The organism is Sporosarcina sp. JAI121 (genome assembly GCF_013408665.1).
Classification (GTDB): domain Bacteria; phylum Bacillota; class Bacilli; order Bacillales_A; family Planococcaceae; genus Sporosarcina.
The window spans coordinates 768,362-787,436 of sequence record NZ_JACCCL010000001.1; the positions used below are offsets into that span (position 1 = coordinate 768,362).

Sequence of the window (19,075 nt, forward strand, 5' to 3'; positions counted from 1 at the left end):
GGTAACTCACAATGCAAATTATTTTAGGACAGAAACCACAATACTTTGTCCGACTTTAATTCAAAAATGGGTTGTCCACATACGAGTAAGCCGATAAACAACGAGCCCGGTCTTTATGCTATATTTCCAAACGCGATCTAGAATATCTGATCGCGTTTTTCAAATACATAAACTTTTGATGCTTGGTATTATCATAATTCCAATTTCGCCTAATGGATGCTGGTAAGGGGATGACTGGGCATTCAAAAGTATGTTGATGTGACTAGTTACTCAAATCAGTGACCAATTCAATCATCCACTCCACTCGTTCGAAAAGGAGAATTGAAAAAATAGATCATTCGTCATGAATGTTTTTACGACTATTACTTTTCTTTAAGTTCTAACATTCTTGTTAGTTGTTAAGTGTTTGTTAGTCGTGTGTTGATGGGTCTGTTGCAATCTCATTTCCTCGTTAATTTGTTGCTTGCCTGTGCAAGAAACTATCCAGCCATTCTTTCGCTTTCGTGTCAATGACCATTTTGCAATCAGCTAACGTGCCCTTCACTGAAACACCCCTTCACCAACCGTGCTGTCGGCTTGGCGGACGCTTTAAATTACTTGTTTGTTTTGTCATTTAAATACTCTAGGACATACACAACGTCGAGATCGTTCTCGACAATGTCTTTTTTAATTCTTTTAAACTCTTAGGTTATTGCTAAGGGCATTTTGCCCTCTGTAGACGGGGCAATCTGCACTTCCTCTTGGGGTGAATCTACCGTCATGGATGGTGCATGTTGCACCGCCTGATATTGCAGCTATCTTCCAAACTACGAATCGCACTTTTATTCGTATCGGTAGACCAAAATGGGAACTCTTTGTTTTACCACTGTTCATATGTTTTGTAACCCTGCTTATGCCCATCCGGCACTTTCCTCGTGTTGATAGAAAAAACCCTCAAATGGCACGTCATAATCCATGAAAGCCTCGCTGAATAAAGCCTTGTTGATGAGTTCGCGCAAGCCGCCTGAATAATAGCCGGGCAGATTCCGGACTTTTTCAGTTTGGTTGTTTGAATCGGAATACGTAGTGCTTGCTTAGCCAATTGCTTGAACAAACCTCCTTTGTCTTCATGGATGCTGAATTTCAGCATTTGCAGGGACTCTTTCCTGTAAACGCCGTAAAAGATTCGTGCTAATTTACTTTCACCAATCGCTGAAGAAAGAAGAGATTTCATCTTACCGAAAAGTGTAGTAGGCACAATTTTCGGAGGAGACGTTCTTTTAAGATTTTTATTATTTATCGCTTTAGAAAGACAAGTTTCAGTTTGCGGTTTAGCGGGTTCCGCCCTACTGGCAGAAGGCTTTTCATCATTCTTCGGCCTGTTCAATTTCGACTGGTCATTAGTAGGTTGAATGACATAAATGTTAGCGCCTAGACCGCTCTTGACGGGACGAATATAGTGAATGCGTTCGATAATTTCGAGCTTTACTAATTTGCGTATTGCGCGTCGTACAGTTGCATTAGATTTCTTGATGGCCTTTACGAAGGTTTCGTGTTTCAAATGTGCAGCACCGTATTTAACGGAGTAGCGACGAATCATTTCAAGAACAGCCCGCTCTGTTTGGTTCATCTCGTTCCAATACGCGAGTATATGTTGTCTTGTTGCTGCGTCTAAATCGTGTTTGTTTTTGAAGTGTGCGTATTCGGATAGGTAAGTTGTCATTGATCATATCCCCTTTATTCTTTATATAGAAGAAAAGTGGGGTTTAGGAGACATTTTTGTGGAAAAGGATTTTTGATTTTATCAGCTACAGGCAAGCAAATAAAAATTTGGTTGCCTGGACTCATGTAATCATTCAAAAATATAGTAGTGAAATAATCAATTGTATGTCATGTTCTAGCAAGTATTTTGCAATGGATACTTTTATAGAAGACTTCTCATCTGCATTCGATATGCATTACATGGACCACCATCCAAAAGTGGTATTTAAATGAACAAAAAATGAGGATCCCTGAATTTAGGGGTCCTCATTTTACCTGCTCTATTCCACTTTCATCGTTTGTTTTTCCTATCCTGAATCCCTTGCACTAACTTCTCTTGAATCTGCAAATAGTGATTTATTTCATCTTCATTTAACACTTCAAAAAGCTGCATGAAAACGTCTTGACCGATTGCTTGTGCTTCCTGTAGTGCTTTTTCACCTGCATCGGTTATTTTTAACTGAATGGTTCGACGATCATTTTCGTCATACAATCTTTCTGCAAGCCCCAGCTTCACAAGCTTCTCCGAAATACTCGTCATGGCACCTTTCGTATAACCGATCGTTTCTGCTAACTCTGCCTGCTTTTGTGGTCCCTTGGTATGTAATTCACTTAATACTAAAATCGGTGAAATACCGAGGGGATATTGAAATGCTTTCGTGAATTGCATAATGTTTTCATTATTCATCTGCTCAACAGCATGAATCAGTTTAAAAATATTTTTTTGTTTCAAATAAATCCTCCTAGAAAACATGGACTATTAACGAAGCATAATGGAGCCGCCGTCAACCATGATTGTTTGTCCTGTAATATAGCGTGAGTCTTCGGAAGCTAGGAAGACCGCCACTCGTCCAATATCCTCTTCGACGTCACCAAAACGTCCCATCGGAATTTTGCTTTTAACTGTTTCGTAGTATTCAGGTTGCGCTTTTGCCCACGCCTGCACACCCGGTGAGTTGGCGATCGGGCTTATTAAGTTTACGTTAATACCGAAACGGCCCCATTCATTTGCAGCTACTCGTGAAATACCGCGGATCGCTTCTTTCGCAGCCGCATAAGCGCCTTGTGTTTCATGACCGGCAAGCCCTGCACCGGAAGCGAAGTTTATCACATTTCCTTTTGATTCTTTTAAGTGGGGAAGTGCGGCTTGCATTAAATAGAATGTCGGGTAAAATCCGGTGCCGAATGATAAATCTAAATCTGCTTGAGTTGTTTCTTCCAGTGTCGCTTGTTTTGAAGCGTGTGCATTGTTTACCAATACGTCCAGTTTACCGTATTTTTCAACAACCGTATTAATGATTTGTCCAAGATTTTCGCGATCCATCAAGTTGGCTTGAAGGAACATGGACTTCGGAGAAACAACCTGCAGTTCTTTTTCCATTGTTTTTCCGGTTACTTCATTTAAATCTACAATCGCCACGATTGCACCTTCTTTTACCATCGCTTTCGCAATACCACTGCCGATACCGCCAGCGCCGCCCGTAATAATGACTACTTTATCTTGTAATTTATTCATTCAAAACATCTCCTTGAATATAGTTTACAGTTAAACTATATAACAGTATACCAATTGAATCAACTTTGTAGCACGTGATTCGATGCGAAGAAAAGTAGGTAGCAAATAGATTACATTTGCAAAATTCTACACTTACTATCACAACGCACTTAGTCATTGTCATAAGAAAGATTTTAATAGATTTATTTCTATTAGTAGTCCTTGCTACATACAATAAGTGAATGCTAGTTACATAGTGAGTCTGGGAAAGTCCTAATTACACAATTTTGAACTTAAATCAGTGACTAAGGATGGGGGAATCCAGATAGGTAAATATATGTAAGGAACGGGGTTGCACTTCCGCCGCCTATTAATCATATTATAATAAACTCGACATACAATAAAAAAGGACTGGGCGTTTGAGCACTCAGTCCTACAATAATCAGCCGCCAGACAAAGATATGGCTGATTGTGTTTGACGTACAACAGGTTAACTAGTTGGGTTAAAAAAGGTTTTGACCAAGAAGGAAGAGGTAATTGCCGTCCACACTTCCGCCGAAGGAAGGGGCCGTTACTTCTTTCTTGCTAAAAAAATGATAACTGACAACGACACCGACATAAAAGCAATCCACCCTCCAGATAGTGAAATGAGTAGGCTTAGTATTTCGTATGTTGTCATTGGTTTTCACCTCCGATCATTTGGGAATGCCCAAAAACTTGGAATGAGATTTTCGCAAAAGAGCTGAAGCCAAGTTGCTGTATTTAAAGTGAAAAAATTATAGAGATAGCCCCTTAACAATGTATATGTATGACCAATTAGCGATATGTATAATTTCTACAGGGAATAGCAGGGAATTATAATTGTTCACTGTAAAAATAAAAATCGACCTTGGCACAGAAGTGTCCGGGTCGATTTTTATTTTTAGAAGACCTCAAGCTAATTGGTTCATGTACAGGCTTTAACTTTGTCTCTGTCTTTCATAAGGACCAGAAATCAAGCAATGAAAACTGGTTTTGAATGGCTAAAGTCATAATAGAAATATTTTTTGTTAAAAAAACCCTTTCAATTATCCTTACTTAGTAACTTACAAGAAAACAGCAATGGTGTTAGAATTATTGGAACAGTATGAATTTATGCGAACGATCTTTACGACAGAAAACGCTTCTGAAGTAAATTAAGCAATATAAAAGTTTAATATTGAAATATGCTATATAAATCGAGCGCAGGCGCCTTTCAAGGGGTAGCCGGAGCTGTAAGACTGATAGCGAAGCGGTCAGGCTTATGGCGGAAGGCATCCCCGAAGCGCCGAAGCGTATTGATAGGAAATCTTTATTCCAATTAATCTAGTCAAGAAAAATTCAATACTTACAACTATAGTAAGGAGGGGAATCATGTCTAGTAAACAATTTGATAAGTATCAAAGTCATACGATGGATCTTGTTGATTTGCAACAACAACATGCTTTACAGCGTTACATCACTCGTTCCAGTGAGCGTGAACGAATTGCTGGTGAACTGCAAACGAAAAGCCCTATGGAAGTGGATACGCCAGAGCGGGTCGCACTCCGTAAAGCGATTATTGATCCACGTGATGGACTTGCAATCGAGCGTATTATTGGTCGAGATGATTTATTTCCCATTTCTTATCTTGAAGCAGGTCTACAAGCAGCCAATCCAGTTTGCAGAATCGAAATCCGTGATCGAATCGGCAGAGTTCTCGGACATGCTACAGGTTTTCTAGTTTCACCTTCTTTATTGCTTACTAATAATCATGTTTTGGAGAAATTCGATACGGCCCAGTTCAGTGTCGCTCAATTCAATTATGAAGTTGGTCTTGACTTAAAGGAGCGTCCGATTAAGACCTTCCGTTTAACACCCGAGCGTTTATTTATAACGGATCAGAAGCTTGATTTCACGCTAGTTGCGATAGAGGAAGTGTCTGCTGATGGCACAAATGTAAGTGATTTTGGGTTCTTGCCTCTAATCCCACAAACGGGCAAAGGGTTGGTTGGTGAATGTGTATCGATTATTCAACATCCTTCAGGGGCACCGAAAGCCGTAGCGATCAGAGAAAATCAAATTATGGATGTATTTGACGATTATATTCACTACTCAACGGATACGATGCCCGGATCTTCGGGTTCACCTGTCTATAATGACGAATGGATTGTAATTTCCCTCCATCATGCAGGCGTTCCAGATCCGAAGAACCGGACTGAATTTATTGCCAATGAAGGGATTCGCATCAGCAGTATTATCCAGTTTGTCGTGAAGCAAGGTGCCAACTTCAGTGATGATCAAAAGTTGTTGCTGACTGACATTGTGAAAGAGTGGGGAGTTCTCGATCATACTGATGAAGAGATGGTCGTGGAGGAGTTAAGCGGTTCGTGGTATGAAGGGGCGACCGGTTATGACACTCGATTTCTTGGTAAAGACTATGAAGTTGCTCATCCGAAATTCCAGTCCGATCTTGAACAGGATATTGCCTTGTTAAAGGACGGTAGTAATGTGCTCCATTATACGCATTTTTCAATTGTCATGAGCAAGTCACGTCGTTTAGCCTATTATACGGTGGTGAATATTGATGGCAATCAATTGATGAAGATTGGCCGTAATGACAAATGGTACCTCGATTCCCGAATCGAAACAGAGTACCAGTGCGATCCTGAATTATATAAAAATAATTCGCTTGACCGTGGACATCTGGTCCGCCGGCTTGATCCTGTTTGGGGGGATTCGGCGGAAAAGGCGAATAAGGATACGTTCCATTTTACAAATTGTGCGCCCCAGCATGACAAGTTGAATCAAAAAAGCTGGCTGGATCTGGAGAATTATATTTTAGACAATGCCGAAATCGCGAATCTTAAAGTGACCGTGTTCACTGGACCTGTTTTTCGGATGGATGACGTTATCTACCGGGGCGTTCAGATACCGGCAGAGTTTTGGAAAATAGCTGTCATTGTAAAGAAAGATGGAAACTTATCTGCAACCGCTTATTTGCAGACACAAAAAAATCTGATTGATGATTTGGAATTTGTTTACGGTGAATATAAAACGTATCAAGTGCCCATTTCAAAAATTGAAGCGATTACAGGTCTTGATTTTGAAGAGTTACGTAATCATGATCCTCTCAATCAATTAGAATCGACAACAGGACACGTCATTGATTCACCCAGGGATATTACACTCTGAAATGTAGCCATTGTTCCTTTAGTTGTATGCAATCCCGTCACTGATTCTACGCAATCCCTGTTATGGAAGGGGCGATAAACAGTATTATGGGAACTACTAAATTTAATGGAATAAGTAAAATGTCTTATGAGCAAGCAAAAAGTAAGATCAAGACAGGAGATCTTCTATTCTGTAGCGGCCGTTATCTAGTGAGTGAGATGATAAAAAGACTGTCAAACTCTGAATTTAGTCATGTGGCTATGTTGGTCTATTGGAATGAACATGTACTTGTATTGGAGAGTGTGGAAGACGACGGGATCAGGGTGGTTCCACTATCTCATTACCTTTATAATTATGAAAATAGTATGGAAAAGTATAATGGAGAAATGTATATAGCTCGACATGAAGTGGTTGACAGTCCTGGTTTTGATAAGGAAAAAATAAAGAGTATGTGTGGGAAAGCGATTGATTTGCTGAATCGAAATTATGACAAAGACGAGATAGCCAAGATTGTTGCACGCATAAGTTTAGGGATCGGGAGACATAGTGATGATTTTGAGTATATGTGTTCTGAATTCGTTGATGAATGCTTCAAGCAACTGGAAATAGAACTTTCACGTGACCCAATGGGGTTTATTTTCCCGGAACATATAGCTGCAGATCCAAACGTCAAACCATTGTTCGAAGTTACTCCATGAAATCGTACACCTCTCCAATCAGTCATATATCTCCGGCTACCCGGTGTCCATTATTTTAGAGTGAAATAGGCATTCCCTGTAATAATCGCTTCGGCGCTTGGGGATGCCTCCCGCCATAAGCCAGACAACTTCGTCGTCAGTCTTATGACTTCGGCTACCCCTGTAAGGCGCCTACGCTGGTTTGTATAAGATATATGGATGTTCCTGATTCATCGATACAGGTTTAAAGATAGAAGGCGATATTTCGTTCAGAATCGAACAGAAATATCGCCTTTTTAATTTCGGATTTGCTTAGATAGATCAATTACGTCCGTTTTTCAGTGAACGCGTATATCGTGAGAAGAATCCGGATATAAGGAGAAGCATGTATTATGGACAATGCTAAGTCCAGTCTATAATTACGAATTCACTCTGTGTCTACAACAATCCCGACATTCTTGGATAAAACCAGCGAAGGCGCCTTTCATGTGGTAGCCGAAGCGATAAGACTGGCGGTGATTTTCCGCCCGGCTTATCGCGGGAGGCATCCACAAAGCGCCGTAGCGTGTATTAGGGAGAATTCTTAGTCCAATCTACAATTGTAGACTTTTCAGGGGCTTCCCGTAAGCCTATCAGCTGTGTAATAGGCTTATGGCTTCGGTTATCCTTTTAAGGCGCCTACGTTCAGTTAATAGAGGTATTCAGAAATTCAAATAAAAAGAGCCGCACAAGGAATCAACTTTTCCTGTGCGGCTCTTTTTATTTTCTGATAGATTGAATTCGGTTAGATATTTTATTCACATCATTGTGCATTCAAAACCAACATTCTATTTTCCTGCTCAAATACATTCGTCAAATGTTCGAGGACTGTTAAATAAATGAGTCCGTTACCTTCCAGTTTCGGTGAAAATCCAAGCGGTACGGTTCTTTTAATTAATTGGGCAAACAGCTCCGACTCTGAAAGTTGACGACCGAAACTGTTGTTGGTCAAATCTTTTATAAGAGCAAGTGCGCCCGAAACATGAGGTGCAGCCATCGAAGTTCCACTCAACGTTGCATACTTTCCGTTTAGATACGTAGAAATAATTTTTTCTCCAGGGGCAACCAAATCAATCTCATTGTGAGAGTTGGTGAAATCGGACGAGCGTCGCTCCAAGTTAATCGCACCTACACTAATGACTTCGTTGTAACAACCTGGATAGGCGAATTCGTCGGTTGAATCGTCGCCGTCCCCCTCATTTCCAGCCGCACAAACGACAAGGATATTATTAGCAATCGCTTTTTTGATCGCTTGATAAAGTTCCGGCAAATCATTCGGGCCTCCCAGTGACATGGAGATGATATCGGCTTTTTGTTCGATAGCATAATTGATTCCTTTAATAATCCAGTCATATTGCCCTGAGCCATTTTTATTCAATACTTTTACAATGAGTAAACTCGCTTCAGGGGCAACTCCGATTACACCGTTATCGTTCTGCCGGGCGGCAATCGTCCCGGCTACGTGGGTTCCATGTCCATTGTAATCTTGGAATATATCAGGATTGTAACCATCATCGTCCGTAAAGTTCCGACCACCTACAATCTGTTCTTGTAAATCGGAGTGTTTACTATCGCATCCTGTATCCAAGACCGCTACCGTAATACCTTTTCCTTTTGTTTTGTTCCAAACACTAGGTGCTTGAATTAATTTTACACCCGCAGGAATTTCATTGGCATCTGCTACTTGTAGAATCACTTCGTATGGAATTACATGAGCATAGTTCTCCATTTTTAAACCTCCTATTAATAGTATTGGATATTTGCATAATGGACTCAGAAAACGAATTAAAAGGTTTTTTGCGTCTAGCGACTACTAGGGGAAGGATTTGTTTCTATTAGCAGTACATGTTGCATATAATGAAAAAAATGACTTGTAATAATTAGGACTGATTGAGTAGAAAAACAGTCCTAATTATTGCCGACGGTGTTAATTGCCGAGCTGAAAAACCAGTTGGTCTAGAATAGAAATTGAAGAAGTAATTGTCCACACTTCTGCCGTTAGGGGGGCTATTACTTCTTTCGCGATAAGAAAATGATGGCTGACAACGACACCGACATAAAAGCAATCCATCCACCGGAAAGTGAAATGAGTAAGCTTAGTATTTCGAATGTTGTCACTGTTTTTCACCTCCTTTCATTTGAAAGTGTCCACATGTATGTCATACCTTTCTTATGACTAAACTAAAAGTATGTTGTCATTCTAGAAATGTAAAAAAACAATTAAAAAATATATTCAATTGTTTGTATGTGAACCGTTATGTATATATGAAATTATCATGGGAGAGAGGAGAGATTTGGGAGAATTAATTCTTACACACTGTAAGAGAAGATACATCTTTTATTTGGGTTGTTTCTATTATAAATTGTACCATTATTTGACTATTCAGTCCAATTAATTTTGAATAATTTGAAGAATAGATTCAGAAGACTTAGTAAAGAGGGAGCCACTCTAGCGCTTATTCACTATTGTGGGGGATAGATAATAAAAGAAAGGTTTCATTTAATAGGACATGCTACTTATATAAATGAGTGTTACAAACATGTTGACTCATAGCAGGTCCAATAAGCACGAACTAATAAAAAAGAATTGAAGCAAGTTTTGTTATCTCATTGACCAAGAAAGAAGACAACTTGAATGGAAGACTTATTTAAAATGAAGCGTCGCACTTCTATTACTAGTTCACCAAGTAATGAAAAAGAACCAAGTGTTTGAACATTCAGTCCTATAATGGTAGACTGTAACTACAAAATCATAATCGATTTTGTACATCGTACGACGGTGAAAATTGTTGTATGAAAAAGAAGAAGTAATTGTCCACACTTCTGCCGATGGGGGGGCAGTTACTTCTTTCTTAATAAGAAAAAGACAGCTGACCTACATACAATACATCTATCTGATAGTTGTTCACTGTGAAATGGAAATCCAATACAGAGAGCAATGTAAATAAAAAATCATTCTGGACATTTAATTGCCCAGAACGATTTTTTGATTTCTTGAATGTTATGTTTCTAGATGAGTCAATTTTATAATTGCTTATTTTAATTGAAAGCACGAACATTAATGAATTTCTGTAATCAATTACTCGTTTGTATGGAAGAATTCCGTTGATTGGAACGGAAGGCGGCGACTCCAGCGGGAACAGCGCGAGCTGAAAGCCCCGCAGGAACGCAGTGACGAGGAGATTGAAGCCGTGCCCGCGGAAAGCGCCCGCCTGGAGTGGAAATCAACCTTGCTCGGATACTAATTCAAAATCATCTATTATGAAATTGACACATTTTATAAAAAAAGGTGAGCACGAGGCTCACCTTTTATCAACCCTATTAATTTAATATCTTGATCTTAACCGTTTTGTTCCCCCAATTAAGGGCTGCTTGTTCATTTGGAATGAAGACATCAATGCTCTTTCCGATAATAGCACTGCCGACGTCTCCTGCAATAGCCTCACCGTACCCTTCAACCCATACGCGTGAACCAAGTGGAATTACTGATGGGTCAACCGCGATGACTTTTTGATCAGGATTTGAACGCAAGTCAATCCCCGTCGCCGTCACGCCCGAACATCCTTCGCAAAATGCCGTATACGCTGTTGCTTTCACTGACATTTCATTTACTGCAGACGCAGTAGGAACAGATGCTTTTGCTACTGTTTTAGTAGGTGCCGGCGTTGAAGCCGCTGTTGATCCTTGCACGACTAAATGGTCTCCAGGATGGATTAAATCACCTGAAATGTTATTCCGTTTTTTTAATTCATTCACTGAAATGTTATGTTTCTGAGCGATTTTGGAAAGTGTATCGCCTTTTACAACAACATATCCTGAAACTTTATTATCTATTTTAAGAGTTTGGGAAGGATAGATAAGAGTAGAATCCAAGTCGTTCCACGCTTGTAAATCTTCTACGCTAACATTATTGGCACTTGAAATAGACCATAATGTGTCTCCAGATTGTACGGTATGAACGCTAGATGCGGCTGCCTGACTTGCCATTCCTACCGATAATACCACTGCAGCTGCTAGAGTTACGATTTGTTTTTTCATATGATGAATTTCCTCCTTTTCACTAACCTGCAATAGCATAACACCCGAAGATTTCATTACAGTTGCAGGGATGTGTGCAGAGGATATCAATTGTGTGACATGATACTATTATAGTTTAAGAGTGTGAAATGTTTAGTAATGTAGAGTAGCTACACCTATTATTACGCTGTTTTTACAGACTGTGGGCAAGAGGGCGATGGGAGACTTAATTGAGGAAAGTCCGGAATGAATCTATTTTATATAATGAAAACCAATCAAAAAACCGCTCAGGACAATTTATCCTAAGCGGTTTTTTCAATACTTATACTTTAAATCGATTAACTGCCAAACTCAATTCCTCACTCAACTCTGTCAACGTCTCCGCTGCTTCCGTAACGGATTGAATCGCACGAAGCTGCTCGTCTGTTGAAGCACTTACTTCTTCGCATGCAGCGGCTGTTTCTTGCGAAGTCGCCGCCATCGTTTGGATCGTTTCAGCGACGTCGTCTTTATGAGTCGCGACTTTCTGGATTTCTTCGTATACCGCGTCGATGGAATCCTGCATGTCGGACATCAACGTCGAGATTTCTCCAAAAGTGATTTCGGTGTCGGTGACGACTGTTCCTTGACGATGGAAGTTTTCCCGCGTTTCATTCATTTGTTCTGAGACAAGTCTGGATTCTTTTTGCAGTTCCTGGACGGTCACTTTCACTTCTTCTGTTGAACGAGCCGATTGTTCAGCGAGTTTCCTCACTTCATCCGCAACGACCGCGAATCCTTTGCCGTGTTCGCCTGCACGTGCTGCTTCGATGCTGGCATTCAGCGCAAGCAAGTTCGTTTGAGATGAAATCTGGGTGATCGTTTCCATGACACCGCCGATTGCTTTCACTTTATCCTCAAGCGTTCCGATCACTGCAGACATGGACTCTAAATTCGTTTCCCAGTCATGGAAGGAGAGTTTCAGTTCTTGCATCTGTCCTTGTCCGTTGGAGTTCATTTCTCCCGCTTTTGTAGCGATGTCGGACATAACGCCAGCTTTCGTCGTGATTTCGTTAATTTGCTGACCTAAAAGATCGGCTCTTTCCGTTACGATTTCTGCATCTTCAGCTGACCTGGAAGCGCCGTGTGCGATTTCAGTGACCGCATGTGCGACTTCTTCGCTCGATGCATTCGTTTCTTCCGCAACCGCGCTTAAACTTTCGGAACTTGCCCGGACGTTCGACGCGGAGCCGTTGACGACTGTGATGATTTCGTTCATATTGCTGATCATCGTATTGAAATTATCGCCAAGTTCACTAATTTCATCGTTCGTTTTAATATCGGAATGAACCGTCAAATCACCTTTTGAAACGGAATCCATTAGTGAATTCAATTTACTAATTGGTTTGATGGTACGGCTGATTATGAAATAGAGTGCTATGAAAATGACGAGAAGCGTAGCGAGTGCGACCACTAGCATCGAGTTGCGCAAGTCGTTCGCCAGTGCATTAATATTTTTTTCATCATAGATTGCGCCGATCTTCCAACCGAATTTCGGTATTGTGGAATAGATATTCACTTTCTTGATGCCTTCATATTCATAGTGAATCGCGTCTTGTTCTTTGCCTTCATTGTACATATCCGCGATGAAAGGCAAGTCCATGAGGTTTTCCCCGTGCAATGTGGGATGGGCAATCGCAGTACCTGCTGTATCGAATAAAACCGGGTATCCACTGTATCCGATTTCGCTTGAAGAAATTTTTTCTGTTAATGCGGTAAGTTGGATATCAAGCCCGACTACACCGATAAGTTTCCCATTCGTTATCACAGCTTTAGAAGCAGTAATAACAAATTCTCCCGTTGCTTGATCGATATAGGGCTCCGTCCATTGAACGGCGTCCGGATTTGAAGCGGCATTTATATACCAGTCTCGTGACGTCGGATCGAAATCTGCCCCTAACTCTGCTGATGGTATAATGGTCGTATGTTTATTCGAAAGTGAATAATAGATGGAAGATGAATCTTCGTAAGTATCGATGAAGTTTCCTAATTCCGTTTCGAGTGAGGCCGGCAGGGTGACTGCTGCATCATCTTCAACTGAATTGGTAAATCCAATCACGGTCGGTGAAGTGGACATTTGTATTAGACCTTTCTCATATTGACCGAGGAAGTTCTCAATCGCATAACCCATTTCATTAACAAGTGCGCCGCTCGATTCTACGACACTTTCTTCCGTTCTACTCTTCACTTGCGTACTGCTGATTGCGGTCATGACTGATATCCCAATAAGGAATAACACCATAACCGTAACGATGATTTTAGTTTTGATGGATCTGAACATGTGGCACATTCTCCTCTATTTTAAATTACTCATTGCCGTATATGTTGAATATCTGAATACGTGCATTAACTTAGCGAAGGCGTCTTAGTGGGGTAGCCGGAGCCATCCGAAAAGCGCCGAAGCGGTTATAAAGGAATTCTTTAGTTCAACTTATACTAGATAGTCATCGGTCAAATTCGCTATTTGTTTAGCTGAAAATAATAATTCCGAAACTTTCAACACTAATCTCGTTGTACGAGAAAAGATAGCCTGCTACTTTTTATTGCCAATCCACTTAACTTCCATATCGGATAACCGATATAACCGGTAATGAATGTTATTTATTGCAGGGGGGCTGGGGAATGGTAAGTCGTATGGATGGTGGATCTACACAACAAATTAGTACTCCAATTGATAAAAAAACTCCGGAATTGAATATCGAAGCGGCACAAGCACCAGTAATCCAAGAAAAAACACTACAACAACCTGACAATGAAAAACAGTTGCCCGCCGACAAAGCGAAGCAAGTGACGGATAGCATGAACACCTTTTTAGAAAGCTCAAATACACAATTGCGTTTCAAATTTCATGAAAAACTCAATGAATATTATGTAACAATCATCGATTCAAATACGGACGAGGTCATCCGTGAAATCCCATCCAAAAAATTATTGGATACCCATGCGGCCATGCGTGAATTCGTAGGCTTGCTGGTTGATCGGAAAGTATAAGGAAGGCGTGAAGTATAATGCGAATTAGTGGACTAGCATCAGGTATGGATACGGAGTCGATGGTCAAAGATCTGATGAATGCACATCGTATCCCGCTCGATAAAATCACACAGAAAAAACAATACTTGGAATGGCAGTTGGATGATTACCGAGCGATAAATCGGCAACTGTTTGATTTCAGTAAAAATACGTTTGACACGATGATTCTGTCGAATACTTTTTCAGCGAAGACGGTTAATGTTTCATCACCGAATGATGTAGCGATTAGGAATATGGGTTCTACTAGTGATTTTTCGGGGACGATTCAGATTCATCAATTGGCAAAGAGTGCGACTTTACAAAGTACTGAGCCAGGTACTGGATTAAATCGGTTAATTAAGGGGACATCTGAAAACTCTACATTAAAAGACCTGGGAATTACCGGTACAAAGATAACGATTAATGCGATTGATGCAAGTGGCAAAATGACAACAGATGCAAAAGAGTTAGAATTCAAAGAAACCGATACATTGAAAAACGTTTTAGATAGAATAAATAAAGAAACTGGGGTAACTGCGTTTTATGATTCACACACCGGTAAAATTGCAATGACTGCTAAAAATAGTGGAGAAGGGAATATTAAAGTTGATGGCGAACTCGGTAGTTCTTTAGGGTTGAACGACGGTACTAAAATTGGTGGTCAAAACTCGGATATCACATTCAACGGTCTACGAACTCAGCGTTCATCCAATACATTCCAAATCAATGGTTTTGAATTTTCATTAAAGCAGGTCACGGCACCACTTGATGCAGAGAAAAATGTTATTGCAAACGGTAAAACCGTATCATTCAGTTCTGCCCCCGACACCAATAAAATCTTCGACTCCGTCGTAAAATACGTCGACGAGTACAACAAACTTATCGAAGACTTGAACAAGCAAATTCGTGAACCGAAATTCCGTGATTTTCAGCCGCTTTCAGCTGAACAGAAAAAAGATATGAAAGAAAAAGACATTGAAATGTGGGAAGAAAAAGCGAAAAGCGGTACGCTGCGTAATGACTCCACCATTTCCAGTATGCTGACGCAAATGCGGACAGCTCTTATGGGGACAGTAGATGAGAAGACATTGAAAAGCCTTGGTATTTCAACTTCAAACGACTATTTGGCGAATGGCAAACTTGTCATTAATGAAGAAGAATTGAAAAAGGCAATCAGTGAGGATCCGAACAAAGTGCATGAAATGTTCGCGAAAGAGGGAACTAAAATAGGCGATAAAGTAGAAAATGAAGGTTTTGCACGTCGCCTACGGACCATTATCGACAACACCCAAAAATCCATTGCCCAGAGAGCGGGAAAAGCGGGGGCTGTAAACGATACGTTTTCACTCGGACGCTCATTGAAAGACATGAACAACCAGATTGAACGTTTTGAAGCGCGACTGAAAACGATGGAAAGCCGTTATTGGAAACAGTTCACGGCGATGGAAACGGCTATCAATCGTGCAAACTCACAGTCGGTCAGCCTTATGAACGCATTCAGCAACTGATAACATCACCAGTTACATATAGAAGGAGATCGAATATAAATGGCTATCAACAATCCTTACGCAACCTATCAGAACAACTCCGTAAATACGTCCACGCCGGGTGAACTGACGCTTATGCTCTACAACGGTTGCCTGAAATTCATTCTGCAGGCGAAGAGGGCAATGGAAACAGGGAATATCGAGGAGAAGAACAAATCTGTCCAAAAAGCGCAGGCCATCATTTCGGAGCTAATGCTGACACTTGATAAGACATATCCAGTTTCCCAAAATATGCTTGTACTCTACGAATTCGCTAACAGCAGACTGATAGACGGCAATATTAAAAACGACAGTGCAATGTTCGATGAAGCATCCGCTATCATTACGGAGTTCCGTGATACATGGAAGCAGGTCATCCAGATTAACCGCCAGAAACAATATGCGAATGTTGATGAAATATGATTCGGCCTGCACTGATTGCTTGGCGCGACGTGACTGAAAAGTTGCTGGCATTGGCGCGTGAAACGGCAGATGATTCACGTGATGGGACAATTGCTGGAATCGAAGGATATCTCGATGACCGCGATAAGCTGCAACCGCATATTGCGGGTCCATTCACGGTTGAAGAAAAAGCTTTCGGCAAGGAACTTGTTGCAATGGAAGCGGATGTACAGAAGCAACTCGCTTTATTCACAAAGTTGATCCGCATGGATATTACCGAAGCGCAAGCGAAAAAAGACACGATGAAAAACTACGTCAATCCTTACAGTAATGTAGCGCGTGATGGTACGTTTTACGATACAAAGCAGTAATGATCGCCCGGTTGGAGACAAATCTCTGGCCGGGATTTTTTGTTGAATGAAAAATTAGTTAATTATACCCGTGTGAATGGTCATTCATTAATGATACATTTTACATAGAGCGATTTATAGAGTTATTTTGAAAGTTGGATACCAAAGGAGTGGCTTATGATGAATATTAACCAATTGAAGCGAGAAGATTGGCTTCGGAAGAATCAAATAATGGCGCTTGGATTTGTGCTTGCGGCGGGACTCGGCTTGACTGCACAACTTATTCAGCAGTCGTCGATAGCTATCCTTTTATCCGTTTCGATTCCATTCGCATTCGCCATTCTTTTCTATTTTATTAGTCGTAAAGTTGAAGTACTATCACGAATCCTTCCATACCTCTTGATTGTTTTAAATTTTGCAATTGCGATGGGCGTCATCTTTTTCTCGGAAGCGAATCTTGGTACGATTGGTATCATTATCCTTTTACTAGTCTTAAGTTCAATTCACGGGAAGATGCGGATTATGGCATTCGGCTTTGTGCTGAGTTTGATCGCCATTGTAACGAACAATCTATTATTTACAAATCCCGAACTTGTAGCGGGCAGCGGGAAAAATCTTGTTATCCTTCTTTTCCTGTCGGGAATCATTTTGTTCCTTCTAGTCCGTCAAAACGGGCGCATGTTCACGCATGTGGAACAGCTTATTGAACTGACCGAGTTGAAAGCGCGTGAAGAAGAGGAACTTGCTGTCCGGCTTGACGGGGCGGTGGCGAAAATTACATCGAACCTAGCGTATCTTCGTTCAAACACGGAGACCTCCGCAAACTCCCAGCGCGAAATGCTCTCAGCAGTCAACGAAGTAAGTGTTGGCAGTCAGCACCAGGCGGATCATATTTCAGACATTGCAGAGAATGCGGAACAGACATTCGAATCCGTCCAAGTCATTGCGCAGGAACTAAGTCTTGTCGTGATTCAGGCGAACGAAGCGGGTCGCAAAGCGGAAGAGGGAACAGTGAATATTTCCACATTGAAGGAGAGCATTGATTCATTCTCTGCGTTTTTTACTGATTTACATGAAACGTTTGGCGTACTTTCAACTAAAATCGAGGAGACGAATGCGTTTGCCAGTTCCATTAAAGCGATAACGGAACAGACGAATTTGCTCGCGTTGAATGCATCGATTGAAGCGGCGCGTGCAGGGGAACACGGCAAAGGATTCGCTGTCGTGGCAGATGAAATTCGGAAATTGGCGGGTCTAACGAAAGAGACATTGAATAAAATCGATACAAACTTAATGGAAGTGAACAATTACAATGAACTTGCGGTAAGCAAGCTCGGGGATGGATTGAAACAAGTAACGGTGCAGACCGCGGTGGCGGACAAGTCAAGTGAGTCTTTTGCGGATCTGTTTGAAACGATGGCGAAGCTACAAAAAGAGTTATCGACTTTCATTCACGACTTCTCCGCAATTACGAAAAATAGCGAGTCAATTCGGGAACGGACGATGGAATTCGCTGCGATTGTCGAGCAGAGCACAGCTGCTGTCGAAGAGTTGAATGCGACGCTGACAGAACTGACAGAAGAACAACAGCAAATCGCCGCCTATATTAATGAAACACATGAAGAAGCAGCTCAGATTAAAAAGTAAAACTATGTCGTCCCATACGTTCGGGGCGATTTTTACTACAAGGCGGAGTGGAATTAAGCTGGATAGAACTCTCAAGAGAGGGGAATATGAATGAACAATGTAGCAACGATCTGACAACAAGAAATTGCGAATAAGAACTTCATTCTATTCGTGACACTCAGCGGACGCGGAATTGAAAATCGGTGAGATGCACAGCACTTTGAGTGACCTCCATCGGAAGTTCGGGATGTTTGACGAAAAAATGGCATTGATTACGAGGAAGGCCGCGGAAATCGGTCGTACAACGGGATCATTTGCGGATTTATTGACGGCATCAAGTGCATCTTTGGAAGAAGTGAATGCGACAATCCATGAAACGGTTGCGGACAACGAGCACATCGTCACGACGCTGGACAGGACGATGCAGCGAACTAAAAGCTTGGCTGAGTTTCATTAAACTCTACCTGTTTCTGCTATAATGGAAGAAACAGATCGCGGTGCGATGGAACGGAGTGGACAAGATGCTCTATAAACGGACTGAATATTTCAGGTACACATTCGGGAAACCGTTTGAAGCCGAATTCCGCATTGTCGTTACAAATGGTACAGCCAAAGAATCGAGTCCGGGCGGCTGCAAGCTTTTGGATATCAGTCCCGGCGGTGCAAAGATTTTCACGAATTTCAATATACCGATTGAAGGTGAATCCGTCCGGCTGCACCTCACATTCACGTTGCACGAAGAAATGATTGACTTGCAAGGCGTAATTGTGTGGAAGAAGCCATATAGTGATGGGTATATGTATGGCTATGATTTTGATGAAGATGCCGCGATTGAGCAATTGATCGTTGAAGAGCTGAAACTTCGCCGGAAGTCCGAAATCGATTCATGACACGCATTTAAGAAGGATGAACAGATTTTTCTCCACGTTTTCGTCACGATTTGACACCTTTTTTAATTTTCTAAATGTTTTTAGAAGGACTTTA

Annotated in this window: 15 protein-coding genes; 9 read left to right on the forward strand and 6 right to left on the reverse strand. The window is 41.2% G+C overall.

Features of this window, described 5'->3' with window-relative positions:
* Window positions 1-859: 859 nt before the first annotated feature.
* The 3 genes from HDC33_RS03565 to HDC33_RS03575 form a co-directional block, all read right to left on the reverse strand.
* Window positions 860-1,702 (reverse strand): helix-turn-helix domain-containing protein, encoded by an 843-nt coding sequence (locus HDC33_RS03565; protein ID WP_255457291.1) that lies wholly within the window; start codon window positions 1,700-1,702, stop codon window positions 860-862.
* A gap of 330 nt (window positions 1,703-2,032) precedes the next feature.
* Complete coding sequence (locus HDC33_RS03570) at window positions 2,033-2,473, reverse strand: MarR family winged helix-turn-helix transcriptional regulator (protein WP_179391136.1); 441 nt, start codon at window positions 2,471-2,473, stop codon at window positions 2,033-2,035.
* 27 nt (window positions 2,474-2,500) lie between these two features.
* On the reverse strand, window positions 2,501-3,256 hold the full coding sequence (locus HDC33_RS03575) for an SDR family NAD(P)-dependent oxidoreductase (protein ID WP_179391137.1): 756 nt from the start codon (window positions 3,254-3,256) through the stop codon (window positions 2,501-2,503).
* A gap of 1,371 nt (window positions 3,257-4,627) precedes the next feature.
* Here HDC33_RS03575 and HDC33_RS03580 point away from each other — a divergent pair.
* Both HDC33_RS03580 and HDC33_RS03585 read left to right on the forward strand, forming a co-directional pair.
* Window positions 4,628-6,427 carry a DNA/RNA non-specific endonuclease gene (locus HDC33_RS03580; RefSeq protein WP_179391138.1) on the forward strand — a complete coding sequence of 600 codons (1,800 nt, stop codon included), beginning with the start codon at window positions 4,628-4,630 and terminating at the stop codon, window positions 6,425-6,427.
* A gap of 86 nt (window positions 6,428-6,513) precedes the next feature.
* On the forward strand, window positions 6,514-7,104 hold the full coding sequence (locus HDC33_RS03585) for a YiiX/YebB-like N1pC/P60 family cysteine hydrolase (protein WP_179391139.1): 591 nt from the start codon (window positions 6,514-6,516) through the stop codon (window positions 7,102-7,104).
* A 781-nt stretch (window positions 7,105-7,885) separates the two neighbouring features.
* Here the strand turns inward: HDC33_RS03585 and HDC33_RS03590 are convergent.
* The 3 genes from HDC33_RS03590 to HDC33_RS03600 all read right to left on the reverse strand — a co-directional run bounded on the left by HDC33_RS03590 (window position 7,886) and on the right by HDC33_RS03600 (window position 13,459).
* Entirely contained in the window at window positions 7,886-8,851 is a 966-nt protein-coding gene (locus HDC33_RS03590) for a S8 family peptidase (RefSeq protein WP_179391140.1), read from the reverse strand.
* 1,592 nt (window positions 8,852-10,443) lie between these two features.
* Window positions 10,444-11,160: a LysM peptidoglycan-binding and 3D domain-containing protein gene (locus HDC33_RS03595; protein WP_179391141.1), complete on the reverse strand. Its 717-nt coding sequence runs from the start codon at window positions 11,158-11,160 to the stop codon at window positions 10,444-10,446.
* Window positions 11,161-11,461: 301 nt separating this feature from the next.
* On the reverse strand, window positions 11,462-13,459 hold the full coding sequence (locus HDC33_RS03600) for a methyl-accepting chemotaxis protein (RefSeq protein ID WP_179391142.1): 1,998 nt from the start codon (window positions 13,457-13,459) through the stop codon (window positions 11,462-11,464).
* A 341-nt stretch (window positions 13,460-13,800) separates the two neighbouring features.
* On the opposite strand from HDC33_RS03600, the gene flaG reads away from it, so the two are divergent.
* From flaG to HDC33_RS03635, 7 genes are all read left to right on the forward strand, one after another.
* Window positions 13,801-14,169: a flagellar protein FlaG gene (gene flaG, locus HDC33_RS03605; protein ID WP_179391143.1), complete on the forward strand. Its 369-nt coding sequence runs from the start codon at window positions 13,801-13,803 to the stop codon at window positions 14,167-14,169.
* 17 nt (window positions 14,170-14,186) lie between these two features.
* Window positions 14,187-15,695, forward strand: coding sequence for a flagellar filament capping protein FliD (fliD, locus tag HDC33_RS03610; RefSeq protein ID WP_179391144.1), 1,509 nt, complete (start codon window positions 14,187-14,189; stop codon window positions 15,693-15,695).
* A gap of 39 nt (window positions 15,696-15,734) precedes the next feature.
* Window positions 15,735-16,136: a flagellar export chaperone FliS gene (gene fliS / locus HDC33_RS03615; protein WP_179391145.1), complete on the forward strand. Its 402-nt coding sequence runs from the start codon at window positions 15,735-15,737 to the stop codon at window positions 16,134-16,136.
* Window positions 16,133-16,486, forward strand: coding sequence for a flagellar protein FliT (gene fliT, locus HDC33_RS03620; RefSeq protein WP_179391146.1), 354 nt, complete (start codon window positions 16,133-16,135; stop codon window positions 16,484-16,486). Before fliS ends, fliT begins: the two co-directional genes overlap by 4 nt.
* A 159-nt stretch (window positions 16,487-16,645) precedes the next feature.
* The gene (locus HDC33_RS03625) at window positions 16,646-18,112 is read left to right on the forward strand and encodes a methyl-accepting chemotaxis protein (RefSeq protein ID WP_179391147.1); all 1,467 of its coding nucleotides are present in this window, start codon (window positions 16,646-16,648) and stop codon (window positions 18,110-18,112) included.
* A gap of 226 nt (window positions 18,113-18,338) precedes the next feature.
* Window positions 18,339-18,548, forward strand: coding sequence for a hypothetical protein (locus HDC33_RS03630; RefSeq protein WP_179391148.1), 210 nt, complete (start codon window positions 18,339-18,341; stop codon window positions 18,546-18,548).
* A 64-nt stretch (window positions 18,549-18,612) separates the two neighbouring features.
* Window positions 18,613-18,981, forward strand: a complete 369-nt coding sequence (locus HDC33_RS03635) for a PilZ domain-containing protein (protein ID WP_255457361.1) — start codon at window positions 18,613-18,615, stop codon at window positions 18,979-18,981.
* Window positions 18,982-19,075: the final 94 nt, after the last annotated feature.